Below are 17,393 nucleotides of genomic sequence, written 5' to 3'. Positions count from 1 at the left end.
TTCGCGGTCACGGCTTGCTATTGCCTGACTGTTACGCAGTACGGGCTATGGCCTTATGTGTTCATGGGTCTATCGGGAGAGTCGAACATGGCTGAAGAACGCTCCAAGCTATTGTCTCTGTTACCGCGCCTGGTGGGTTTGGGTGTCTTGGGATTTGTCGTCTGGCTGTTATTGTCGACGTTACTTATGCCACTGCTATCAGCCTCTGCCACGCGAGCGATTTTGAATGCGCCGGTGATATTGCTGACCACACCGATTGATGGCGTCGTCAGCTCCCTGGATGTCAAACCAGGCACAACCTTCGTCCAGGGCCAGAAAATCGCCGTGGTGGAAAACCCCCGGGCCAATCAAGAGACCTTGCTGACCCTGCAAACCCGGCGATTGACCCTGGAGCAGGAACTGTCGTCTTCAGCCAGTCAGGCCGATCACGATCAGCAGTATTACGAGGCCTTGGAGAGGACTAGCCAGCAATACCAAACAGCCTTCCACACCCGCCAACTGTTCACCCAAAAAGCCCTGAAAGCCGAAAACAGCGCAGCCAATGCGCGGTTGATGGATGCTCAGGAAACCGTCGAACGCAATCTGGATCTGTTCACACAAGGGGCGGTGAGTGGTGCGGTGGTTGCATCATCGAAAGCGCAGTTGGCTTCGTTGCAGGGCGCCGCTGAGTCGGTGCGCTCGCAGTTGCGGATCAATGACGGCGATGTCAGCGCCGCCAACAAACAGGTCTACCTCGATCCCGATCAACTGCGCATGTTCGATCTCAGCGCGCAAATGACCACCCTCAAACTCAGCCTGGACAATCAGGCGCGCAACCGAGCGACCTATCAACGTGAGCTCGACAACCTCAATCAACTGATCGAAACCGAGCAGAACCGGGTCAAGTTGATGGCTGGTTACGATGTGGTGGCCTACTCACCGGGCACCGTTCAGGAGTTATTGGCACCCCAAGGCACGCTGGTGCAGGCCGGATCAACGCTGCTGCGCGCCACCGATTGCGGACAGAGCTACGTGATTGCGGTGTTCCCCGAACGCATGGCCAGCAAGATTGATCGCGACAGCGTGCTGACGGTGAAAATCCGTGGCCTCAATGAACCGCTCAAGGCCAACGTGGTGCAGTTGTTGTCCAGCGCTTCGGACATTCGCGCCAACAGCTACAGCGTGCCGTTCCCGTATGCCGAACAGAACTCGGTGTACGTCGTCGGCACCTTTGCCGCCGACCTTACCGACGCTCAGCGCGCCATGACCTGCAACCCGGGATTATGGGCCAGCGCCGAGGTCTCGCGGCCATGAACAGGATCTTGCAAGGAATCGTCGGCGTGATCCTGATCGGCAGCGGCGCGTCGGCACTGGCGGCACAAGCACGGCCGCAATTGGTGGCGATGACGTGCGCAGCGCTGGATCGGGCTGTGGCGTCGGAGGCAGCCGGCCCGGTGCTGGTGGCCAGTTATCCGCCGTTGAACGGCCAGCCTGCACCGATTCTGGCCCTGCGCGGCGTGGCGTTCACCTACGACAACGCCTTGGCGAGTATCGCGTTGTTTGCCTGTGGCAAAACCGAATCCGCGCGCCGGATCGCTGATGCCCTGGCCTTCGCCACCCAGCACGATCCCGAGTATCAGGACGGGCGCTTGCGCAACGCCTACGCCGCCGGTCCGGTCGGCTCTGGGTCGATGAAATTGCCGGGTTACTGGAGCACCGAGCGCAACGCCTGGAATCAGGACGCCTATCAAGTCAGCAGCGCCACCGGTAATCAGGCCTGGGCCGCGCTGGCGTTGTTGGAAGCTTATCGCCAAAGCGGCGAGGCGTCTTACCTTGAGGCTGCACGAAAAGTCCTGCACTGGTCACAGAAAAATACCTACGACGGGCAATCCCCGGCGGGCTTCAGCGGTGGCTACTACGGCTACTTCGCCAAACAAACCCAGCAGAACTGGAAATCCACGGAGCACAACGTTGATCTCGCAGCAGCCTGGACCGCGCTCAACGCAGTAGCGCCGGATCCGGATTCGGCGCAGCAGGCGCAGATCGCCCGGCAATTTGTGGCGAGCCAGTGGGATGCCGGGGAAGGGCGGTTTCTGATTGGCACCGGTGCGGACGGGCAGACGTCTGACCGTGTGCGCTCAGGGCTGGACGCACAGATCTGGCCATTGATTGCCTTGCACGATCCCCCCAGGGATTGGCGTCGGGTCTTCGCGTTTATTGATCATGCCCACCGGGCGGGCGATGGCTACGGTTTCAACCGCGACCCTGACGGCTTATGGACCGAAGGCACCGCTCAGGCTGCCGCCGTCGCGCAATTGAGCGGCTTGAGTGACAAGGCGCAACCGCTGTGGAACGTGCTGCTCGCCCAAGAGGCTGGCAACGGTTGGCTGTTCGCTACACCGGCACCACGCATCAGTACCGGGCTGGCCATAGGCCCGGACTCCGTCACCAACGACTTCTTTTATTACCACCTGCCTCACTTGGGCGCCACGGCGTGGGCGGCGATTGCTGCCACCGGCGTCAATCCCTTTACCGGTTCGCTAGAGGCTGACTGACATGCAGGCACTGGACTCGTTGCAACTGCTGCAAATCAATTTCTGGACGCTGGCGGTGGTGGTGCTGTTCACCTGCCTGACTCACCGGGACCAATGGGCCGCCCGCGCAGGATTCGGCGCCGTCACTGCGTTGTTGCTGGTCAATTACGCGGCCTGGCGGATCCGCGACACCTTGCCCGATGGTCACTCCGGGTTCGCCACGGTCTGGTCTTACACCTTCCTGTTCTTCGAAATGTTGGCGATCGGCTACACGCTGTTTTCCATCATCGTCATGCTCTGTCGTTCTGATCACAGTCCGCAGGCCGATGCCGGCGAACGACAACTACGCGCCCAAGGCCACAACGTGCCGGCAGTGGACGTGTTTATCGCCACCTACAACGAAGGCTTGGAGATCCTCGAAAAAACCATCATCGCCGCTCAGGCCATCGACTACCCGAACTTCACCATTTGGGTACTCGACGATACCCGACGCGACTGGTTACGTGACTACTGCGCCGAGGTCGGCGTGCAATACGCCAGGCGCCCGGACAATGCCCACGCCAAGGCCGGCAACCTGAATAACGGATTGCGCCAGTCGGCGGCCGGTAGCAACGCGCCGTACATTCTGGTGCTTGACGCCGATTTTGCGCCGCAGCAGCCGATCCTGATGCGCACCCTCGGTCTGTTCGACGATCCGAAAGTCGGTTTGGTGCAAACGCCACAGTTCTACTACAACCCCGATCCGATCCAGCACAACCTTGGCACGTCAGCGTGCTGGGTGGATGAGCAACGGGTGTTTTTCGATGTATTCCAACCGGCCAAGGACGGGTGGGATGCGGCGTTTTGTGTTGGCACTTCCTTCGTGGTGCGGCGGGATTTGATCACCGAGATTGGCGGCTTTCCTACAGGCTCGGTGTGCGAGGACATCTACACCACCTACCGATTGCTACAAAAAGGCTACGTCACCCGTTGGCTGAACGAACGCTTGTCCATCGGTTTGTCTGCCGAGGGCCTGACCGAGTACATCAACCAGCGTGGTCGCTGGTGCCTGGGCACGATCCAGGTCGCGCTGCTCAAGGACGGACCGTTGCGCGGCAGCGGCTACACGCTCAACGACCGTTTGCACTACATCCACGGCTTGATGCACTGGTTTTCCAAACCGTTCATTTTGATGATGCTGGTGTCGCCGGTGCTGTACTGGTACTTCGGCATCGCCGGGTTCTACGCTAACCCGGTGGATTTCCTCGCCTACGGCATGCCGGCACTCATCGCGTTCTGGGGCTACGGCACTTGGGTCACCGACCGGCGGACCCTGCCGATCTTCACCGAGGTCACGCAGATCGTCGCTTCGCTGGCGGTCACGGCGACCATTGCCAGCGCCATGATTCGACCGTTCGGGCGACCGTTCAAAGTCACCGCCAAGGGCCTCGACCGTTCGAAGACGATGGTGCACTGGAAGCTGTTTGGGTTCTTTTTAGCGCTGACACTGTTATCGCAATTCGGTGCCTACATCGCCATCAGCACCGCCGCCGCGTTTGACGGCAACATGATGTTCAACCTCTGCTGGACGGTTGTCGCGCTGGTCTACAACCTCGCAACGTTGGTGGCGTGCGTCGACCGGCCGCGACTGCACGGCGAAGAGCGTTTTCCGTTCGATAAGCCAACTGGTTTCCGCTTTGGCGGTAAGACATTGGCGGGGCGTTTGAAGGACATTTCCCTCAGCGGTGCATCGATGACCTGTGCTTTTGCGTCCTCGATCAAGCCCGGGTTGTGCGGTCAGGTGTGGATCAACCGACTGGGCTGGCTGGACGTCGAAGTCATGCGCAATCACGGCGCTGATCAATTGGGCTTGAGGTTTGTCGATCTCGACGAAGGCTTGCGTCGGCGGTTGATTGCGCGGCTGTTCAGCGATGCGACGATCAATGTGGTCAGCAAGGCTGAGCCGGCACTGGCGTTTGGCACCTTGCTGCAGCGCGCGTTGTTGGGCGAAAAGAACAACGCGCCGCGTTTGCCTGCGCCGGTCAAGGCGCCGTCCTACGCATCGTCACCGCGTTGGCGGCCGGTCATCGTCCGTTCGCACAAGCAGCCATTGCCCCCGATCAGTGTGTCCAGATCGTCCGGTGTGTGGACTTTGCTTCTTTCTCCGTTGCGAGCCTTGCTCGGCCAACGCTTGTAGGTGCGCGCCATGAACCGTTGCTTACCCACTTCATGCTTCATGTCTTTGGTGTTGCTCGGCGGATGCTCGCTGGAGCCCACTTACGAGAAACCCGATGCGCCGATCGATCAGCAATGGCCGGCCAACACCGCCGGCCAGTGCTGTGTCGGCAAGCAGGCGTTCGACAAGGATTGGCGTGGTTTTGTGGTGGATGACCGACTGCGCCAGTTGATCGAAATGGCCCTGGTCAACAACCGCAGCCTGCGTCAGTTTGCGGCTGGCGTTGAAGAATCGCGGGCCGGGTATGACAGTGCTGAATCCGGGCTTTTTCCTACCATCGGCCTCAACACCTACGCCGGGCGCAGCAAGTTGCCGCCGTTGGTGCGTACGCCGGGCGGTGGCGACAGTGCCGGCAGCATCGCCAATACTTTTCAGGCGACTGGCGGATTTACGTCCTACGAGTTGGATTTTTTCGGGCGCATTCGCAGTCAGCGCAATGCCGCTGGGGCGCGTTTCGAGGCATCGGAAGCGGATTATCAAACGGCGCGGTTGGCGCTGATCGGCGAAGTGGCGAGCACTTGGCTGAGCCTCAAGGCCAATCAGAATTTGCTCGACCTCGCGCAGAACACCTACCAATCCCAGGACCGTTACGGGCAGTTGTTGCGCAAGAGTTTCAACCTCGGTTCCAGTGCGCGGATCGACGTTCACCAGGCGGATGCGCAAACCAACACCGCCGCCGTGCAGGTCAACACCTACCGCATGCAAGTGGCGCAAAACATGAACGCATTGCGAGTGTTGGTGGGGCAGCCGGTGCCGGTGGGATTACTGCCGACTGGCGTGCTGGGTGAGCAATTGGCGACGCTGGATGTGCCGGCAGGTTTGCCTTCGTCATTGGTCGAGCGACGGCCCGACATCATGTCAGCCGAAGCGCTGTTGCGCGCCGCCAACGCGGACATTGGCGCGGCGCGCAGTGCGTATTTTCCGACGTTTTCCCTGACCTCGGCGCTGGGGAGTCTGACGGGGGATTTTTCCCGATTGCTCAGTGGCCCGGCGGAGTTCTGGTCGTTGGCGTTGGCGGGATCGATGCCGTTGATCGATGGCGGTGCGCGTCGGGCACAGGTGGATGCCAGTCATGCGCGGTTCGATGGCCGGGCGGCGGCTTATGAGGCCACGGTGCAGAATGCCTTTCGCGAAGCCGCAGATGCCTTGAACGCTCGGCAGGAAATGCTCACGCAGGTGGAGTTCCAGAAAAAACTGGTAGGGGATTATCAAGAGGCCTATCGGCAATCGCGCTTACGGTTCGAGGCGGGGCTGGACAGTTATTTTTCCACCATGGACGCCCAGCGTTCGCTGTTCGATGCGCAGCAGAAATGGGCGCAGCTGGAGCTGGCGCGGGAGATCAATCAGGTGACGTTGTACAAGGCGTTGGGCGGGGGATGGAGTCAGTCGTTGAAAGTGGCGAATCGATGAATTGAGGGTGATTTTTCGGGCCTCTTCGCGGGCAAGCCGAATCGTCGCACCGCTCGCTCCTACAGGTTTGATGCAATCCTGTGGGAGCGAGCCTGCTCGCGAATGCGATTTACCGGGTGCCGCCGACCACTGCGGCCTGCGCAGTCCGCAGTTCATGCCGGTTGCCACGGAACAGCACCAGCGTCGCGATCAACCCCATCACTGCTGCACCGCTGAGCCAGATACCCGGCGCAGCCTTGTTGTCCAGTATGTGGATCAGGTAGGTGCACGCCGCCGGCGTGAAGCCGCCAAAGGTTGCGGTCGCCAGGCTGTAGGCCAGGGAGAAACCGGTTGTACGAACTTCTACCGGCATGATCTCGGTAAGGGCGACCACCATGGCGCCGTTGTACGAGCCATACAGGAACGACAGCCACAACTCGACGATCAGCAAATGGCTGAAGCTCGGGTTGGCCACCAGCCACGACAGGGCAGGGTAGGCCGTGAGGATCGCCAGAATCGTCGCCGCCAACAGTAGGGGTTTACGTCCGATCCTGTCGGAAAGCGCACCCATCACTGGTAGCCAGAAGAAGTTCGACACGCCGATGCACACGGTGACCAGCAGCGCATCAAAATCTGACAGGTGCAGTTCGGCTTTACCGAAGGTCGGGGTGTAGGCGGTGATCAGGTAGAACGATACGGTGGTCATGACCACCAGCGCCATGCCGGCGAAAACGATACCGAAGTTCTGACCGATCGAACGGACGATTTCCTGGAGGGTAGGGCGGTGTTTACGCGCCTGGAATTCAGGGGTTTCTTCCAGCGAGCGACGGATCACGAAGATCACCGGTACGATCATGCAGCCGATCAGGAACGGCACGCGCCAGCCCCAATCACCCATTTGTTCCGGGCTGAGCCAGTGGTTCAGGCCCACACCCAGCAAACCGGCGAAAACCACGGCGGCTTGTTGGCTGGCGGACTGCCAACTGACGAAAAAGCCCTTGCGGCCTGGAGTAGCAATCTCGGCCAGGTAGACCGACACACCGCCCAGTTCCACGCCCGCCGAGAAGCCTTGCAACAGACGACCGAACAGCACGATCAGCGGCGCGGCGACACCCAAGGTGGCGTAACCCGGCACGCAGGCAATCAGCACCGTACCGGCAGCCATCAACGCGAGGGTAATGATCAGCCCTTTGCGACGACCATGACGGTCAATATAGGCGCCGAGAAAAATCGCACCCAGCGGACGCATCAGGAACCCGGCGCCGAAGGTCGCCAGGGACAGCATCAGGGATGCGAAGGCGCTGTCGGCCGGGAAGAAGGTCTTGGCAATGGCCGTGGCATAAAAGCCGTAGACCATGAAGTCGAACATCTCGAGAAAGTTACCGCTGACAACGCGAAAGATCGCCTTGCCTTTGCCCGTATTCGAGGACATTTGAACGCACTCACTTTGGCTGTCTTATTGGAAATCCCTGGTCATGACGCTTCCTCGCTGTCGGCCTCAAGCACGCAGGCACGCACCGAACAGTTTTGTAACGATATGTGTATGAGTTGGCGTAGGCAACAATTAGTTAGCCTGCTGCTTAAACGATATAGCCATTAGCCACGCCACATCTTGGATCTGAGTGAATTAAGCGTTGGTGCAACGCAGATCAAATGTGGGAGCGGGCTTGCTCGCGAAGAGGGAGTGTCAGTCGCTATCAATGTGACTGACACACCGCTTTCGCGAGCAAGCCCGCTCCCACAGTTGTGTCGCATAATGGCCCGCAATGGCGTTGTGTCAGGGAATTCTCTTGGGGAGGCAGGATTTGTCGAATTGGCGGTTAGTCAGTTTCGTTGTGTTGATCAGCGCCTTATCCGGCTGCGGCAACGGCGATTCCATGGAAAGCTTCGGCGGACCGACCATGGGCAGCACCTATTCGATCAAATACCTGCGTCACGCCGGGCTGCCCGGCCCGAAAGAGGTACAGGCCGAAGTCGAGAAAATCCTCGCCGACGTCGACCGGCAAATGTCCACCTACCGCAGCGACTCGGACATCGAGCGTTTCAACGATCTGCCTGCCAATAGCTGTCAGACAATGCCCGCGGCGATCCTCGAATTGGTCCGCGTCGGCGAGCAGCTGTCGCTGCAAAGCGAAGGCTCCTACGACTTGACTGTTGAACCGCTGATGAACCTCTGGGGTTTCGGTCCGCAGGGTCGAGAAGAAAAAGTCCCGAGCGCCGAAGCGTTGGCCGAGGTAATGAAGCGCGTCGGTCACGGGCACCTGCGCATTAACGGCGATCAGCTCTGCAAGGACGCCGCCATCGAGGTTGACTTCAACAGCATTGCCGCCGGTTACACGGTGGACACCATTGCCGCCAGACTCGAAGCGCTGGGCATCCACAGCTACCTCGCCGAAGCCACCGGCGAACTCAAGGCTGTCGGTAAAAAGCTCGACGGTTCTCCGTGGAAGATCGCCCTGGAGGAACCACGGGACGATCAACAAGTGGCTGAACGCATCATTAATGTCGACGGCTACGGTGTGTCCACCTCTGGCGACTACCGTAATTATTTCGAACAGGGCGGCCAGCGTTACTCTCACACCTTCGATGCCCGCACCGGTGCGCCGATCACCCACAACCTCGCCTCGGTCACGGTGATTATTCCTTCAACCCTGATGGCCGATGGCTTATCGACGCTGTTGCTGATTCTCGGCCCCGAGCGGGGTTGGGACTACGCGGAAAAACACAACATTGGTGCATTCTTTGTGATTCGTGCCGATACAGGTTTCGTCACACGGACTAATCAGGCTTTTGAACGCCTCAGTGGCGGCAAAACCGAATGATTACGGCGATTCGCGCATTGAAGGCTGGCGTTGTCGTGCAGGCAAAAGTAGCCTACGACGCGACCAAGGGTTAATGTGCGCGGCGTTGACGCTTCTATAGACTGTGTCCGGGTTCTGAATTGACCCCAAATTGTTCCTTCACGCCGCAGATCGGCGTGATTTAGCCGCCGGTGCCGAGGGCGCCGCGGCCCGTTCTGAGGAGTATGCATGGCTGTCTACAACTACGACGTGGTGGTATTGGGTTCCGGCCCGGCGGGAGAAGGCGCGGCAATGAACGCCGCCAAAGCAGGACGCAAAGTGGCAATGGTCGACAGCCGTCGCCAGGTCGGCGGCAACTGCACCCACCTGGGTACCATCCCGTCCAAGGCACTGCGTCACTCCGTCCGGCAGATCATGCAGTTCAACACCAACCCGATGTTCCGGGCCATTGGTGAGCCGCGTTGGTTCTCGTTCCCGGACGTACTGAAAAGCGCCGAAAAAGTCATCTCCAAACAAGTCGCTTCGCGCACCGGCTACTACGCCCGTAACCGCGTCGACGTATTCTTCGGCACCGGCAGCTTCGCCGACGAGCAAACCATCGAAGTGGTTTGCGCCAACGGTGTGGTCGAGAAGCTGGTCGCCAAGCACATCATCATCGCCACCGGTTCGCGTCCTTATCGCCCGGCGGACATCGATTTCCATCACCCGCGTATCTACGATAGCGACACCATCCTCAGCCTCGGCCACACCCCGCGCAAACTCATCGTTTACGGCGCTGGCGTGATCGGTTGCGAATACGCGTCGATCTTCAGTGGACTGGGTGTACTGGTTGAGCTGGTGGATAACCGCGGTCAGTTGCTGAGCTTCCTGGACTCGGAAATATCCCAGGCCCTGAGCTATCACTTCAGCAACAACAACATCACGGTTCGCCATAACGAAGACTACGACCGCGTCGAAGGCGTGGACAACGGTGTGATCCTGCACCTCAAGTCCGGCAAGAAGATCAAGGCCGACGCCTTGCTCTGGTGCAATGGCCGTACCGGCAACACCGACGCGCTGGGTCTGGAAAACATCGGCGTGAAGGTCAACAGCCGTGGCCAGATCGAAGTTGATGAAGCCTACCGCACCTGCGTGCCGAACATTTACGGTGCCGGTGACGTGATCGGCTGGCCAAGCCTGGCCAGTGCCGCGCACGACCAGGGCCGTTCGGCGGCTGGCAGCATTGTTGATAACAACAGCTGGCGCTTCGTGAATGACGTGCCGACCGGCATCTACACCATTCCGGAGATCAGCTCGATCGGCAAGAACGAGCAAGAGCTGACTCAGGCCAAGGTGCCGTACGAAGTGGGCAAGGCGTTCTTCAAGAGCATGGCGCGTGCACAGATCGCCGGCGAGCCTCAGGGCATGCTGAAGATCCTGTTCCACCGCGAAACCCTGGAAGTGCTGGGCGTTCACTGCTTCGGCTATCAGGCGTCGGAGATTGTTCACATCGGCCAGGCGATCATGAGCCAGCCGGGCGAACTGAACACCCTTAAGTACTTCGTCAACACGACGTTCAACTACCCGACCATGGCCGAAGCCTATCGGGTAGCGGCGTACGATGGCCTCAACCGGCTTTTTTGAGCGGCTCCGGCCGGTGGCCTGAGCCGGCCGGGGAGACCGATTTCAGCAATTCTCGAGCGTGGCAGTGGCCAAACCGGGAAAGTCTGTAATCAGGCTGTCAACGCCGAAGTCGGCGAGTCTGCGCATCAGCGCGGGCTCGTTGACTGTCCATACCGACACATGCAGCCCCTGGCGCTGCGCCTTCTGCAGGCGTTCCGGCGTACACAGGGTCCAGTTCAGCGCCAGAATCTCACAGCCATAGCTTTGCGCGACCTTCAACGGGTCGAGCCAGGCATACTCGGCCACCAATCCGCGGGACACGTCCGGCACCAGGTCCAGCGCGGCTTTCAACACTTCGCGCGAACTTGAGGTGATGGTTACCTTGTCGAGCAGGCCGAAACGCTGGGCCATTTCACGAATCGCCAACACAGTGGTCGCGGCGCGAGTGCGCGAAGCGCTTTTGACTTCCAGTTGCCAGTGCTCGAAATCACACTTCTCGAACAGTTCTTCCAGCGTTGGAATCGGGCACGGCTTGATCCAGCCCGGGCCGCCCTTGCGGGCGTCGTAGGTCACCAGATCTTTTGCCGAATGCTCGACCACTTTGCCGCGACGGTCGGTGGTGCGCTTGAGCGTCGGATCGTGGATGACCATCAATTCGCCGTCCATGGACAGGTGCAGGTCCAGTTCGCAACGGCGAACGCCGTGCTTGAGGCATTCCTGGAAACTGGTGAGGGTGTTTTCCGGTGCTTCGCCTTTGGCGCCGCGATGGCCGTAGATGAGGGTCACGGTTCTTCCTTAATTAAATGCCTGATTCGTTTTGTTCGCGGGCCAGGCGTCGTTCCTGGGCCTGCTTTTGCAATATGTAGCGGGCGAGTAACTGGCGTTGGGCATCGGTCGGGTACTCGAACTCGGTGCCGACGTCGTAGCCGTCGCCCTTGCGGTCGCAGTGGGTGACCTTGGCCCGCAGCAGCAGGCCCAGCGCTTGCGGCATCAGCACCATTTTGACTGACAGGTGCGCCCCGGCCGCAATGGGCGTCGGGTGCTGAAAGTCGATGCCGCCTTCAGAGATGATCACCGGTTGCGGTTCGCCAATGTGCCCGAGCACAGTCAGGGCGATCACCTGACTGAGCAGGTCGATGCGTTTGTTCTGGGATTTCAGGAAGGCGGCGATGCTGCGGTCGCGCTCACTGATCTGGCGCAACAGGTGCTGCGACTCGAATTCGCTCAGGTGCAGTTCGCTGAGCAGGTTGAACAGCGGGGAAGCATCCTGCAACACTTCCTGGCCTGCGGCTTCGGGAGCGGACAGGGGCCGAATTTCCAGTGCGATCGCGTCCTCGATACGGTAGTATTCGCGGCGATCTTCTTCATCTAATGTCGACATGGCGAACCCATGGTAGCGGCGGTGGTCTGAGTGTAAAGCTGGTTATCGACCCCCGCCACAAGGACGTTCCTTTTCCCTCCGAACAAGCCCCGACATGTTCAGACCTCTCTTCGTATTTATTGGCACGCGTTATACCCGTGCAAAGCGTCGCAATCATTTTGTGTCGTTCATTTCCCTGACTTCGATGATCGGGCTCGCCCTTGGCGTGGTCGTGATGATCGTCGTGCTTTCAGTGATGAACGGCTTCGATCATGAGATGCGCACCCGCGTGCTGGGCATGGTGCCCCACGCGACCATCGAGTCCGGTGAACCCATCAGTGACTGGCAAAGCCTGGCCGCGAAGGTCAAGCAGAACCCGCAGGTGACGGCCGTTGCGCCGTTCACCCAGATGCAGGGCCTGCTGACCAACAACGGCAAGGTGTCCAAGGTGCTGCTCAATGCCATCGACCCTGCGCTGGAGCGGCAGGTCTCGATCATTGATAACTTCATGCAGCAGGGCAAGCTCGACGACCTGACCCCCGGCAGCTTCGGCATCGTCATTGGCGATAAGGCTGCGGCCAAGCTCGGTGCGTCCATCGGCGATAAGCTGACGTTCGTCGCGCCGGAAGTCACAGTGACCCCGGCCGGGATGTTCCCGCGTATGAAACGCTTTACCGTGGTCGGCATCTTCCATGTCGGCGCCGGTGAGCTGGACGGCTACCTGGGTGTGACCAACCTGCAGGATCTGGCCAGGTTGCACCGCTGGAAACCCGATCAGGTCCAGGGCCTGCGCCTGAAGTTCGACGACCTGTTCCAGGCGCCGCGCACGGCATGGACCATCGCCCAGCAACTCGGCGAAGACCATTACTATGCCCGCGACTGGACCCGTACCCACGGCAACCTGTATCAGGCGATCCGCATGGAAAAAGCCATGATCGGTCTGCTGTTGCTGCTGATCGTTGCCGTTGCGGCCTTCAACATCATCTCCACGCTGGTAATGGTGGTGAACGACAAGAAGGGCGACATCGCGATTCTGCGTACCCTGGGTTCCACGCCGGGGCAGATCATGGCGATCTTCATGGTCCAGGGCACGGTCATTGGTGTGATCGGTACGCTGATCGGCGCTGTGGTCGGGATCTTCGCCGCGCTGAACGTCAGCGCCGCGATCTCGGCCCTCGAAGGGTTGATCGGGCATAAATTCCTGAACGCCGACGTGTATTTCATTGATTACCTGCCGTCGCAAGTGCAGAGCCAGGACGTATTGATGGTCTGCGCCGCCGCGTTGGTACTGAGTTTCCTCGCCACCCTGTATCCAGCCTGGCGTGCCGCGCGCACCCAGCCTGCGGAGGCGCTACGTTATGAGTGAGTCGGGCATGAGTGATAAAGCAATCTTGAGCTGCCGCAACCTGGGCAAATCCTACGAGGAAGGCCCGGAGTCGGTAGAAGTATTGGCCGGTCTGCAACTGGAACTGCATCCGGGTGAGCGCGTGGCCATCGTCGGCACTTCGGGTTCGGGCAAAAGTACTTTGCTCAACCTGTTGGGCGGCCTCGACACGCCAACCAAGGGCAGCGTCTGGCTCGATGGCGAAGAGCTGTCGGCACTGAGCGAGAAGAAGCGTGGCCTGCTGCGTAACCGTTCCCTAGGGTTCGTGTACCAGTTCCACCACTTGCTGCCGGAATTCACAGCGCTGGAAAACGTCTGCATGCCGTTGCTGATCGGCAAGACTGCGATCCCGGAAGCGCGTCAGCGTGCCACCGCGTTACTGGAGCGGGTAGGGTTGGGCCATCGCCTGGAGCACAAACCGTCGGAGCTGTCCGGTGGCGAACGCCAGCGTGTGGCCATCGCCCGCGCCCTGGTGAACAATCCTGGCCTGGTGATGCTCGACGAGCCGACCGGCAACCTCGACTCCCACACTGCCCAAGGCATTCAGGATTTAATGCTGGAACTCAGCACCTCGATGCGCACGGCGTTTTTGGTGGTGACTCACGACATGAACCTGGCCCGCCAGATGGACCGCGTCCTGCATTTGCAGGAAGGTCGCCTGACAGCCATCTGATCGGCCCAAACCCGACGTCTGAAAAGACGCCGGGTCTTTTATTTTTATACGGTGCCCCAGCGAATGTTCAGACCGTTATCGATCTTTATCGGCGCGCGCTATACCCGCGCCAAGCGCCGCAATCGCTTTGTATCCTTTATCTCGATGACCTCGATGATCGGCCTCGCCCTGGGCGTATTGGCGATGATCGTCGTGTTGTCGGTGATGAACGGCTTCCAGCGCGAAATGAGCTCGCGCATTCTCGGCATGGTGCCCCACGCGACCATCGTCGGCGTGAACCCGATCGACGATTGGCAGCCAGTGGCCGCCGCAGCGATGAAAAATCCGGAAGTGACCGCCGCCGTGCCGTTCACCGAGATGGAAGGCATGCTGTCTTATAAAGGCTCGATGCAGCCGATCCAGGTCAGCGGCATCGATCCGGCGCAGGAAGGCAAGGTCTCGATCGTTGCGCAGCACATCGTGCAAGGTCGCCTCGATGACTTGAAACCCGGCGAGTTCGGCGTGGTAGTCGGTGAAATCACCGCGCGGCGCTTCCGCTTGAACGTCGGCGACAAGATCACCCTGATCGTGCCGGAAGTCAGCACCGCACCGGGCGGCATCACTCCGCGCATGCAGCGGCTGAACGTGGTCGGTGTGTTCAAGGTCGGCGCCGAGCTGGACGGCTCGATGGCGCTGATCCACATGGCGGATGCCGCGCAAATGCAGCACTGGCAACCGAATCAGGTGCAGAGCGTGCGTCTGGCGGTGAAGGATTTGTACGCGGCGCCTAAAGTGTCGAACGACATCGCCACCGCCCTCGGCGCGGGTTACAAGGCTGACGACTGGACCCACACCCAGGGCAGCCTGTTCAGCGCAATGAAAATGGAAAAAACCATGATCGGCCTGCTGTTGCTGATGATCGTCGCGGTGGCGGCGTTCAACATCATCGCAACCTTGATCATGGTGGTGAACGACAAAGGCGCGGACATCGCGATCCTGCGGACCATCGGCGCCACGCCACGTCAGATCATGGCGATTTTCATGGTGCAGGGCACGGTGATCGGGGTTGTCGGCACGTTGATCGGCGGCATTCTGGGTGTGATTGCGGCGTTGAACGTCAGTGAAATGGTGGGTTGGCTGGAACGCGTCAGCGGGCAGCATATCTTCAGTTCGGATGTGTATTTCGTCAGCAACTTGCCGTCCGAGTTGCAGGGCGGGGATGTGTTGTTGATCTGCTCCGCCGGGTTCATCTTGAGCTTTTTGGCGACGGTTTACCCGGCGTGGCGTGCGGCGAAGATCGAGCCGGCTCACGCGTTGCGGTATTCGTAACTCCTGATACCGCCTTCGCGAGCAAGCCCGCTCCCACATTAGATCTGAGTCAGCTCGATCAAATGTGGGAGCGGGCTTGCTCGCGAAGAGGCCGGCGCTGCCGGCCTCAATCCCCCTTCGGTAACTCAATCACAAACCTGGTCCACCCACTCTCCGATTTGCAACGAATCTGCCCGCCATGGGCACGGATGATCGACTGGGTGATCGCCAATCCCAATCCTGCATGTTCACTGCTGCCTTCCTGGCGCGCCGGGTCGGCCCGGTAGAAACGGTCGAACAAGCGCGGCAGCAGATCTTCCGAAATCCCGTCCCCGCTGTTCTCAACCGTCAGGCTCAAACCCTTGGGCTGATCGACAATCCGCAGCCGAACCTCGCCGTTGGCAGGCGTAAACCGCAATGCGTTATCCAGCAGGTTGGAAAGCGCCCGGCGCAACATGTTGCGGTCGCCCTCGATGTGCCCGCTGCCATCGCGGGTCAGCGTTACTTGCGCGTCCTCGGCCAGCGGCGCGAAGAACTCCAACAACAGATCTGCTTCCTCCGCCAACTCCAGAGGTTCGCGCTTGGGCATCAGCAAACCGTGGTCAGCCTTGGCCAGGTACAACATGTCATTGACCAGTTGCGCCATCCATTGCAGTTCTTCGAGGTTGCTGTGCAGCGCTTCGCGGTAATCCTCAAGCTCGCGCGGGCGGGTGAGGGTGACCTGGGTATGGGTCAGCAGGTTCGACAGTGGCGTGCGCAGTTCATGGGCAATGTCGGCGGAGAAGGCCGAGAGCCGTTGAAAAGAGTCGTCGAGACGTCCGAGCATTGCGTTGAAGTTGTGGGCCATTTCCGCAAGTTCTTGCGGCATGTTCTCTTCCGGCAACCGCGCATTCAGCGATTGCGCAGAAACGCCGCTGGCCACTGCACTCATGCGCCGCAACGGACGTAGACCGCTGCGTGCCGCCCAGGCCCCGAGCAGCGCGGTGGCCAGGGCCGAGAGGCCAACGGTCAGCCAGATCAGATGCTGCATGCGTTGCAGAAAGTGCTGGTGATGGGTGATGTCCAGCAGCAGGGTCAGTTGCGGTGAGTCGGGTTTGTCCAGGTACAACGGCGCATTCAGGACGCGATAGTCAGTGCCGTCGTCGTTCACGGTCGACAAGCCCGGTTTTTGCGGGAGTTCCTTGGGCAAATTCGAGGTGCTGTCGTACCAGCGCTGGCCATCACTGCCAGTAATACGCAGCGACAGATCGGCCTGTCGGCTCAGTTCATCCGCAAGCTTTGCCTTGCTTTCACTGGACTGAATGTCGTGTAGCGCCCGGCGCAAACCGATCAACTTGCCGTCCAGCAACTGCTGATCGAGTTCGATGAAGTGGGCTTCGCTGGCGCGGCTGAACAACACCCCGGCGAATAACGAAACCACCGCCGTGCAGGCCGCAAACAGCAGCGCAAGGCGATTACTCAAGGACAGTCGGCGCATCAGGCGTCGCGCTCTTCAAGGACGTAACCCATACCGCGCACGGTGTGGATCAGCTTGTTGGGGAATTCGTCGTCGATCTTCAGGCGCAGCCGTCGGATCGCCACTTCGATGACATTGGTGTCACTGTCGAAATTCATGTCCCACACCTGGGAAGCGATCAACGATTTGGGCAGCACTTCACCTTGCCGGCGCAGGAGCATTTCAAGCAGGGCGAATTCCTTGGCGGTCAGGTCGATGCGCTGGCCGCTGCGTTCGACCCGGCGGCGGATCAGGTCCAGACGCAGGTCGGCCAGTTGCAGGCAGGTCTCCTGAGGCGTGGTGCTGCCACGGCGCAACAGGCTGCGGACTCGGGCCAGCAGTTCGGAGAAGGCGAAAGGTTTGACCAAGTAGTCGTCGGCGCCGAGTTCCAGGCCGTGAACCCTGTCCTCCACCGCGTCTCGCGCCGTCAGAAACAGTACCGGCGTGTCGAGACCCGCACTGCGCACCGCTTGCAAGATTTGCCAGCCATCACGGCCGGGCAGCATCACATCGAGGATCAACAAGGCGTAATCGCCGGTCAGCGCCAATTGCTGGCCGGTACTGCCGTCGGCCACCAGTTCGGTATTGAAGCCAGCCTCGGTAAGGCCCTGGCGTAAATAATGGCCGGTTTTGGCCTGGTCTTCGACGATCAGCAGTTTCATGGGTAACTCTGG

14 protein-coding genes are annotated in these 17,393 nt (G+C 60.1%); 9 read left to right on the top strand and 5 right to left on the bottom strand.

The genetic code is table 11. The features are described 5' to 3' along the window. Positions 1-87: 87 nt before the first annotated feature. From AC1MEW_RS27180 to AC1MEW_RS27165, 4 genes are read left to right on the top strand one after another with little or no spacing between them, the layout of a single operon-like run. The gene (locus tag AC1MEW_RS27180) at positions 88-1,293 is read left to right on the top strand and encodes an HlyD family secretion protein (protein WP_201256545.1); all 1,206 of its coding nucleotides are present in this window, start codon (positions 88-90) and stop codon (positions 1,291-1,293) included. Next, on the top strand, positions 1,290-2,534 hold the full coding sequence (locus tag AC1MEW_RS27175) for a hypothetical protein (RefSeq protein ID WP_480424287.1): 1,245 nt from the start codon (positions 1,290-1,292) through the stop codon (positions 2,532-2,534). The genes AC1MEW_RS27180 and AC1MEW_RS27175 overlap by 4 nt, the downstream gene beginning before the upstream one ends. 1 nt (position 2,535) lies before the next feature. After that, on the top strand, positions 2,536-4,689 hold the full coding sequence (locus AC1MEW_RS27170; protein ID WP_201256547.1) for a glycosyltransferase family 2 protein: 2,154 nt from the start codon (positions 2,536-2,538) through the stop codon (positions 4,687-4,689). Between the two features lie 9 nt (positions 4,690-4,698). Continuing rightward, entirely contained in the window at positions 4,699-6,138 is a 1,440-nt protein-coding gene (locus tag AC1MEW_RS27165; RefSeq protein ID WP_201256548.1) for an efflux transporter outer membrane subunit, read from the top strand. 109 nt (positions 6,139-6,247) lie between these two features. Here the strand turns inward: AC1MEW_RS27165 and tcuC are convergent, their stop codons facing one another. Beyond that, positions 6,248-7,549, bottom strand: coding sequence for an MFS transporter (gene tcuC / locus AC1MEW_RS27160; protein ID WP_201256549.1), 1,302 nt, complete (start codon positions 7,547-7,549; stop codon positions 6,248-6,250). A 445-nt stretch (positions 7,550-7,994) separates the two neighbouring features. Between tcuC and AC1MEW_RS27155 the strand changes: the two genes are divergently transcribed. Then, on the top strand, positions 7,995-8,939 hold the full coding sequence (locus AC1MEW_RS27155; RefSeq protein WP_322270866.1) for an FAD:protein FMN transferase: 945 nt from the start codon (positions 7,995-7,997) through the stop codon (positions 8,937-8,939). Between the two features lie 207 nt (positions 8,940-9,146). Next, a complete protein-coding gene (gene sthA, locus AC1MEW_RS27150) occupies positions 9,147-10,541 on the top strand; it encodes a Si-specific NAD(P)(+) transhydrogenase (RefSeq protein ID WP_201204956.1) in 1,395 nt (464 codons plus the stop codon). 42 nt (positions 10,542-10,583) lie between these two features. On the opposite strand, the gene AC1MEW_RS27145 is transcribed toward sthA, so the two are convergent. After that, complete coding sequence (locus AC1MEW_RS27145) at positions 10,584-11,306, bottom strand: glycerophosphodiester phosphodiesterase (RefSeq protein WP_201204953.1); 723 nt, start codon at positions 11,304-11,306, stop codon at positions 10,584-10,586. A 13-nt stretch (positions 11,307-11,319) separates the two neighbouring features. Then, positions 11,320-11,901: a PilZ domain-containing protein gene (locus tag AC1MEW_RS27140; RefSeq protein WP_201204951.1), complete on the bottom strand. Its 582-nt coding sequence runs from the start codon at positions 11,899-11,901 to the stop codon at positions 11,320-11,322. 94 nt (positions 11,902-11,995) lie between these two features. On the opposite strand from AC1MEW_RS27140, the gene AC1MEW_RS27135 reads away from it, so the two are divergent. The 3 genes from AC1MEW_RS27135 (at position 11,996) to AC1MEW_RS27125 (ending at position 15,245) form a co-directional block, all read left to right on the top strand. Further along, positions 11,996-13,246 carry a lipoprotein-releasing ABC transporter permease subunit gene (locus tag AC1MEW_RS27135; protein WP_201204950.1) on the top strand — a complete coding sequence of 417 codons (1,251 nt, stop codon included), beginning with the start codon at positions 11,996-11,998 and terminating at the stop codon, positions 13,244-13,246. Positions 13,247-13,253: 7 nt separating this feature from the next. Further along, a complete protein-coding gene (lolD, locus tag AC1MEW_RS27130) occupies positions 13,254-13,937 on the top strand; it encodes a lipoprotein-releasing ABC transporter ATP-binding protein LolD (RefSeq protein ID WP_201192792.1) in 684 nt (227 codons plus the stop codon). 63 nt (positions 13,938-14,000) lie between these two features. Beyond that, positions 14,001-15,245, top strand: coding sequence for a lipoprotein-releasing ABC transporter permease subunit (locus AC1MEW_RS27125; RefSeq protein ID WP_201204948.1), 1,245 nt, complete (start codon positions 14,001-14,003; stop codon positions 15,243-15,245). A 106-nt stretch (positions 15,246-15,351) separates the two neighbouring features. On the opposite strand, the gene AC1MEW_RS27120 is transcribed toward AC1MEW_RS27125, so the two are convergent. Together AC1MEW_RS27120 and AC1MEW_RS27115 are read right to left on the bottom strand one after the other, a co-directional pair. Further along, entirely contained in the window at positions 15,352-16,701 is a 1,350-nt protein-coding gene (locus tag AC1MEW_RS27120) for a heavy metal sensor histidine kinase (RefSeq protein WP_480424286.1), read from the bottom strand. Further along, complete coding sequence (locus AC1MEW_RS27115; RefSeq protein ID WP_480424284.1) at positions 16,701-17,381, bottom strand: heavy metal response regulator transcription factor; 681 nt, start codon at positions 17,379-17,381, stop codon at positions 16,701-16,703. Before AC1MEW_RS27115 ends, AC1MEW_RS27120 begins: the two co-directional genes overlap by 1 nt. Positions 17,382-17,393 lie beyond the last annotated feature (12 nt).

The organism is Pseudomonas sp. ASL4 (assembly GCF_056680395.1).
This window is presented reverse-complemented; position numbering and strand designations above follow the sequence as displayed.

Bases quoted from the DNA above. Each gene is read 5' to 3' on its own strand.
- AC1MEW_RS27165 (WP_201256548.1), top strand. From the start codon at position 4,699: ATGAACCGTTGCTTACCCACTTCATGCTTCATGTCTTTGGTGTTGCTC.
- tcuC (WP_201256549.1), bottom strand. From the start codon at position 7,549: ATGTCCTCGAATACGGGCAAAGGCAAGGCGATCTTTCGCGTTGTCAGC.
- AC1MEW_RS27170 (WP_201256547.1), top strand. From the start codon at position 2,536: ATGCAGGCACTGGACTCGTTGCAACTGCTGCAAATCAATTTCTGGACG.
- AC1MEW_RS27140 (WP_201204951.1), bottom strand. From the start codon at position 11,901: ATGTCGACATTAGATGAAGAAGATCGCCGCGAATACTACCGTATCGAG.
- AC1MEW_RS27115 (WP_480424284.1), bottom strand. From the start codon at position 17,381: ATGAAACTGCTGATCGTCGAAGACCAGGCCAAAACCGGCCATTATTTA.
- AC1MEW_RS27120 (WP_480424286.1), bottom strand. From the start codon at position 16,701: ATGCGCCGACTGTCCTTGAGTAATCGCCTTGCGCTGCTGTTTGCGGCC.
- AC1MEW_RS27155 (WP_322270866.1), top strand. From the start codon at position 7,995: ATGGAAAGCTTCGGCGGACCGACCATGGGCAGCACCTATTCGATCAAA.
- sthA (WP_201204956.1), top strand. From the start codon at position 9,147: ATGGCTGTCTACAACTACGACGTGGTGGTATTGGGTTCCGGCCCGGCG.
- AC1MEW_RS27135 (WP_201204950.1), top strand. From the start codon at position 11,996: ATGTTCAGACCTCTCTTCGTATTTATTGGCACGCGTTATACCCGTGCA.
- AC1MEW_RS27175 (WP_480424287.1), top strand. From the start codon at position 1,290: ATGAACAGGATCTTGCAAGGAATCGTCGGCGTGATCCTGATCGGCAGC.
- AC1MEW_RS27125 (WP_201204948.1), top strand. From the start codon at position 14,001: ATGTTCAGACCGTTATCGATCTTTATCGGCGCGCGCTATACCCGCGCC.
- AC1MEW_RS27180 (WP_201256545.1), top strand. From the start codon at position 88: ATGGCTGAAGAACGCTCCAAGCTATTGTCTCTGTTACCGCGCCTGGTG.
- lolD (WP_201192792.1), top strand. From the start codon at position 13,254: ATGAGTGATAAAGCAATCTTGAGCTGCCGCAACCTGGGCAAATCCTAC.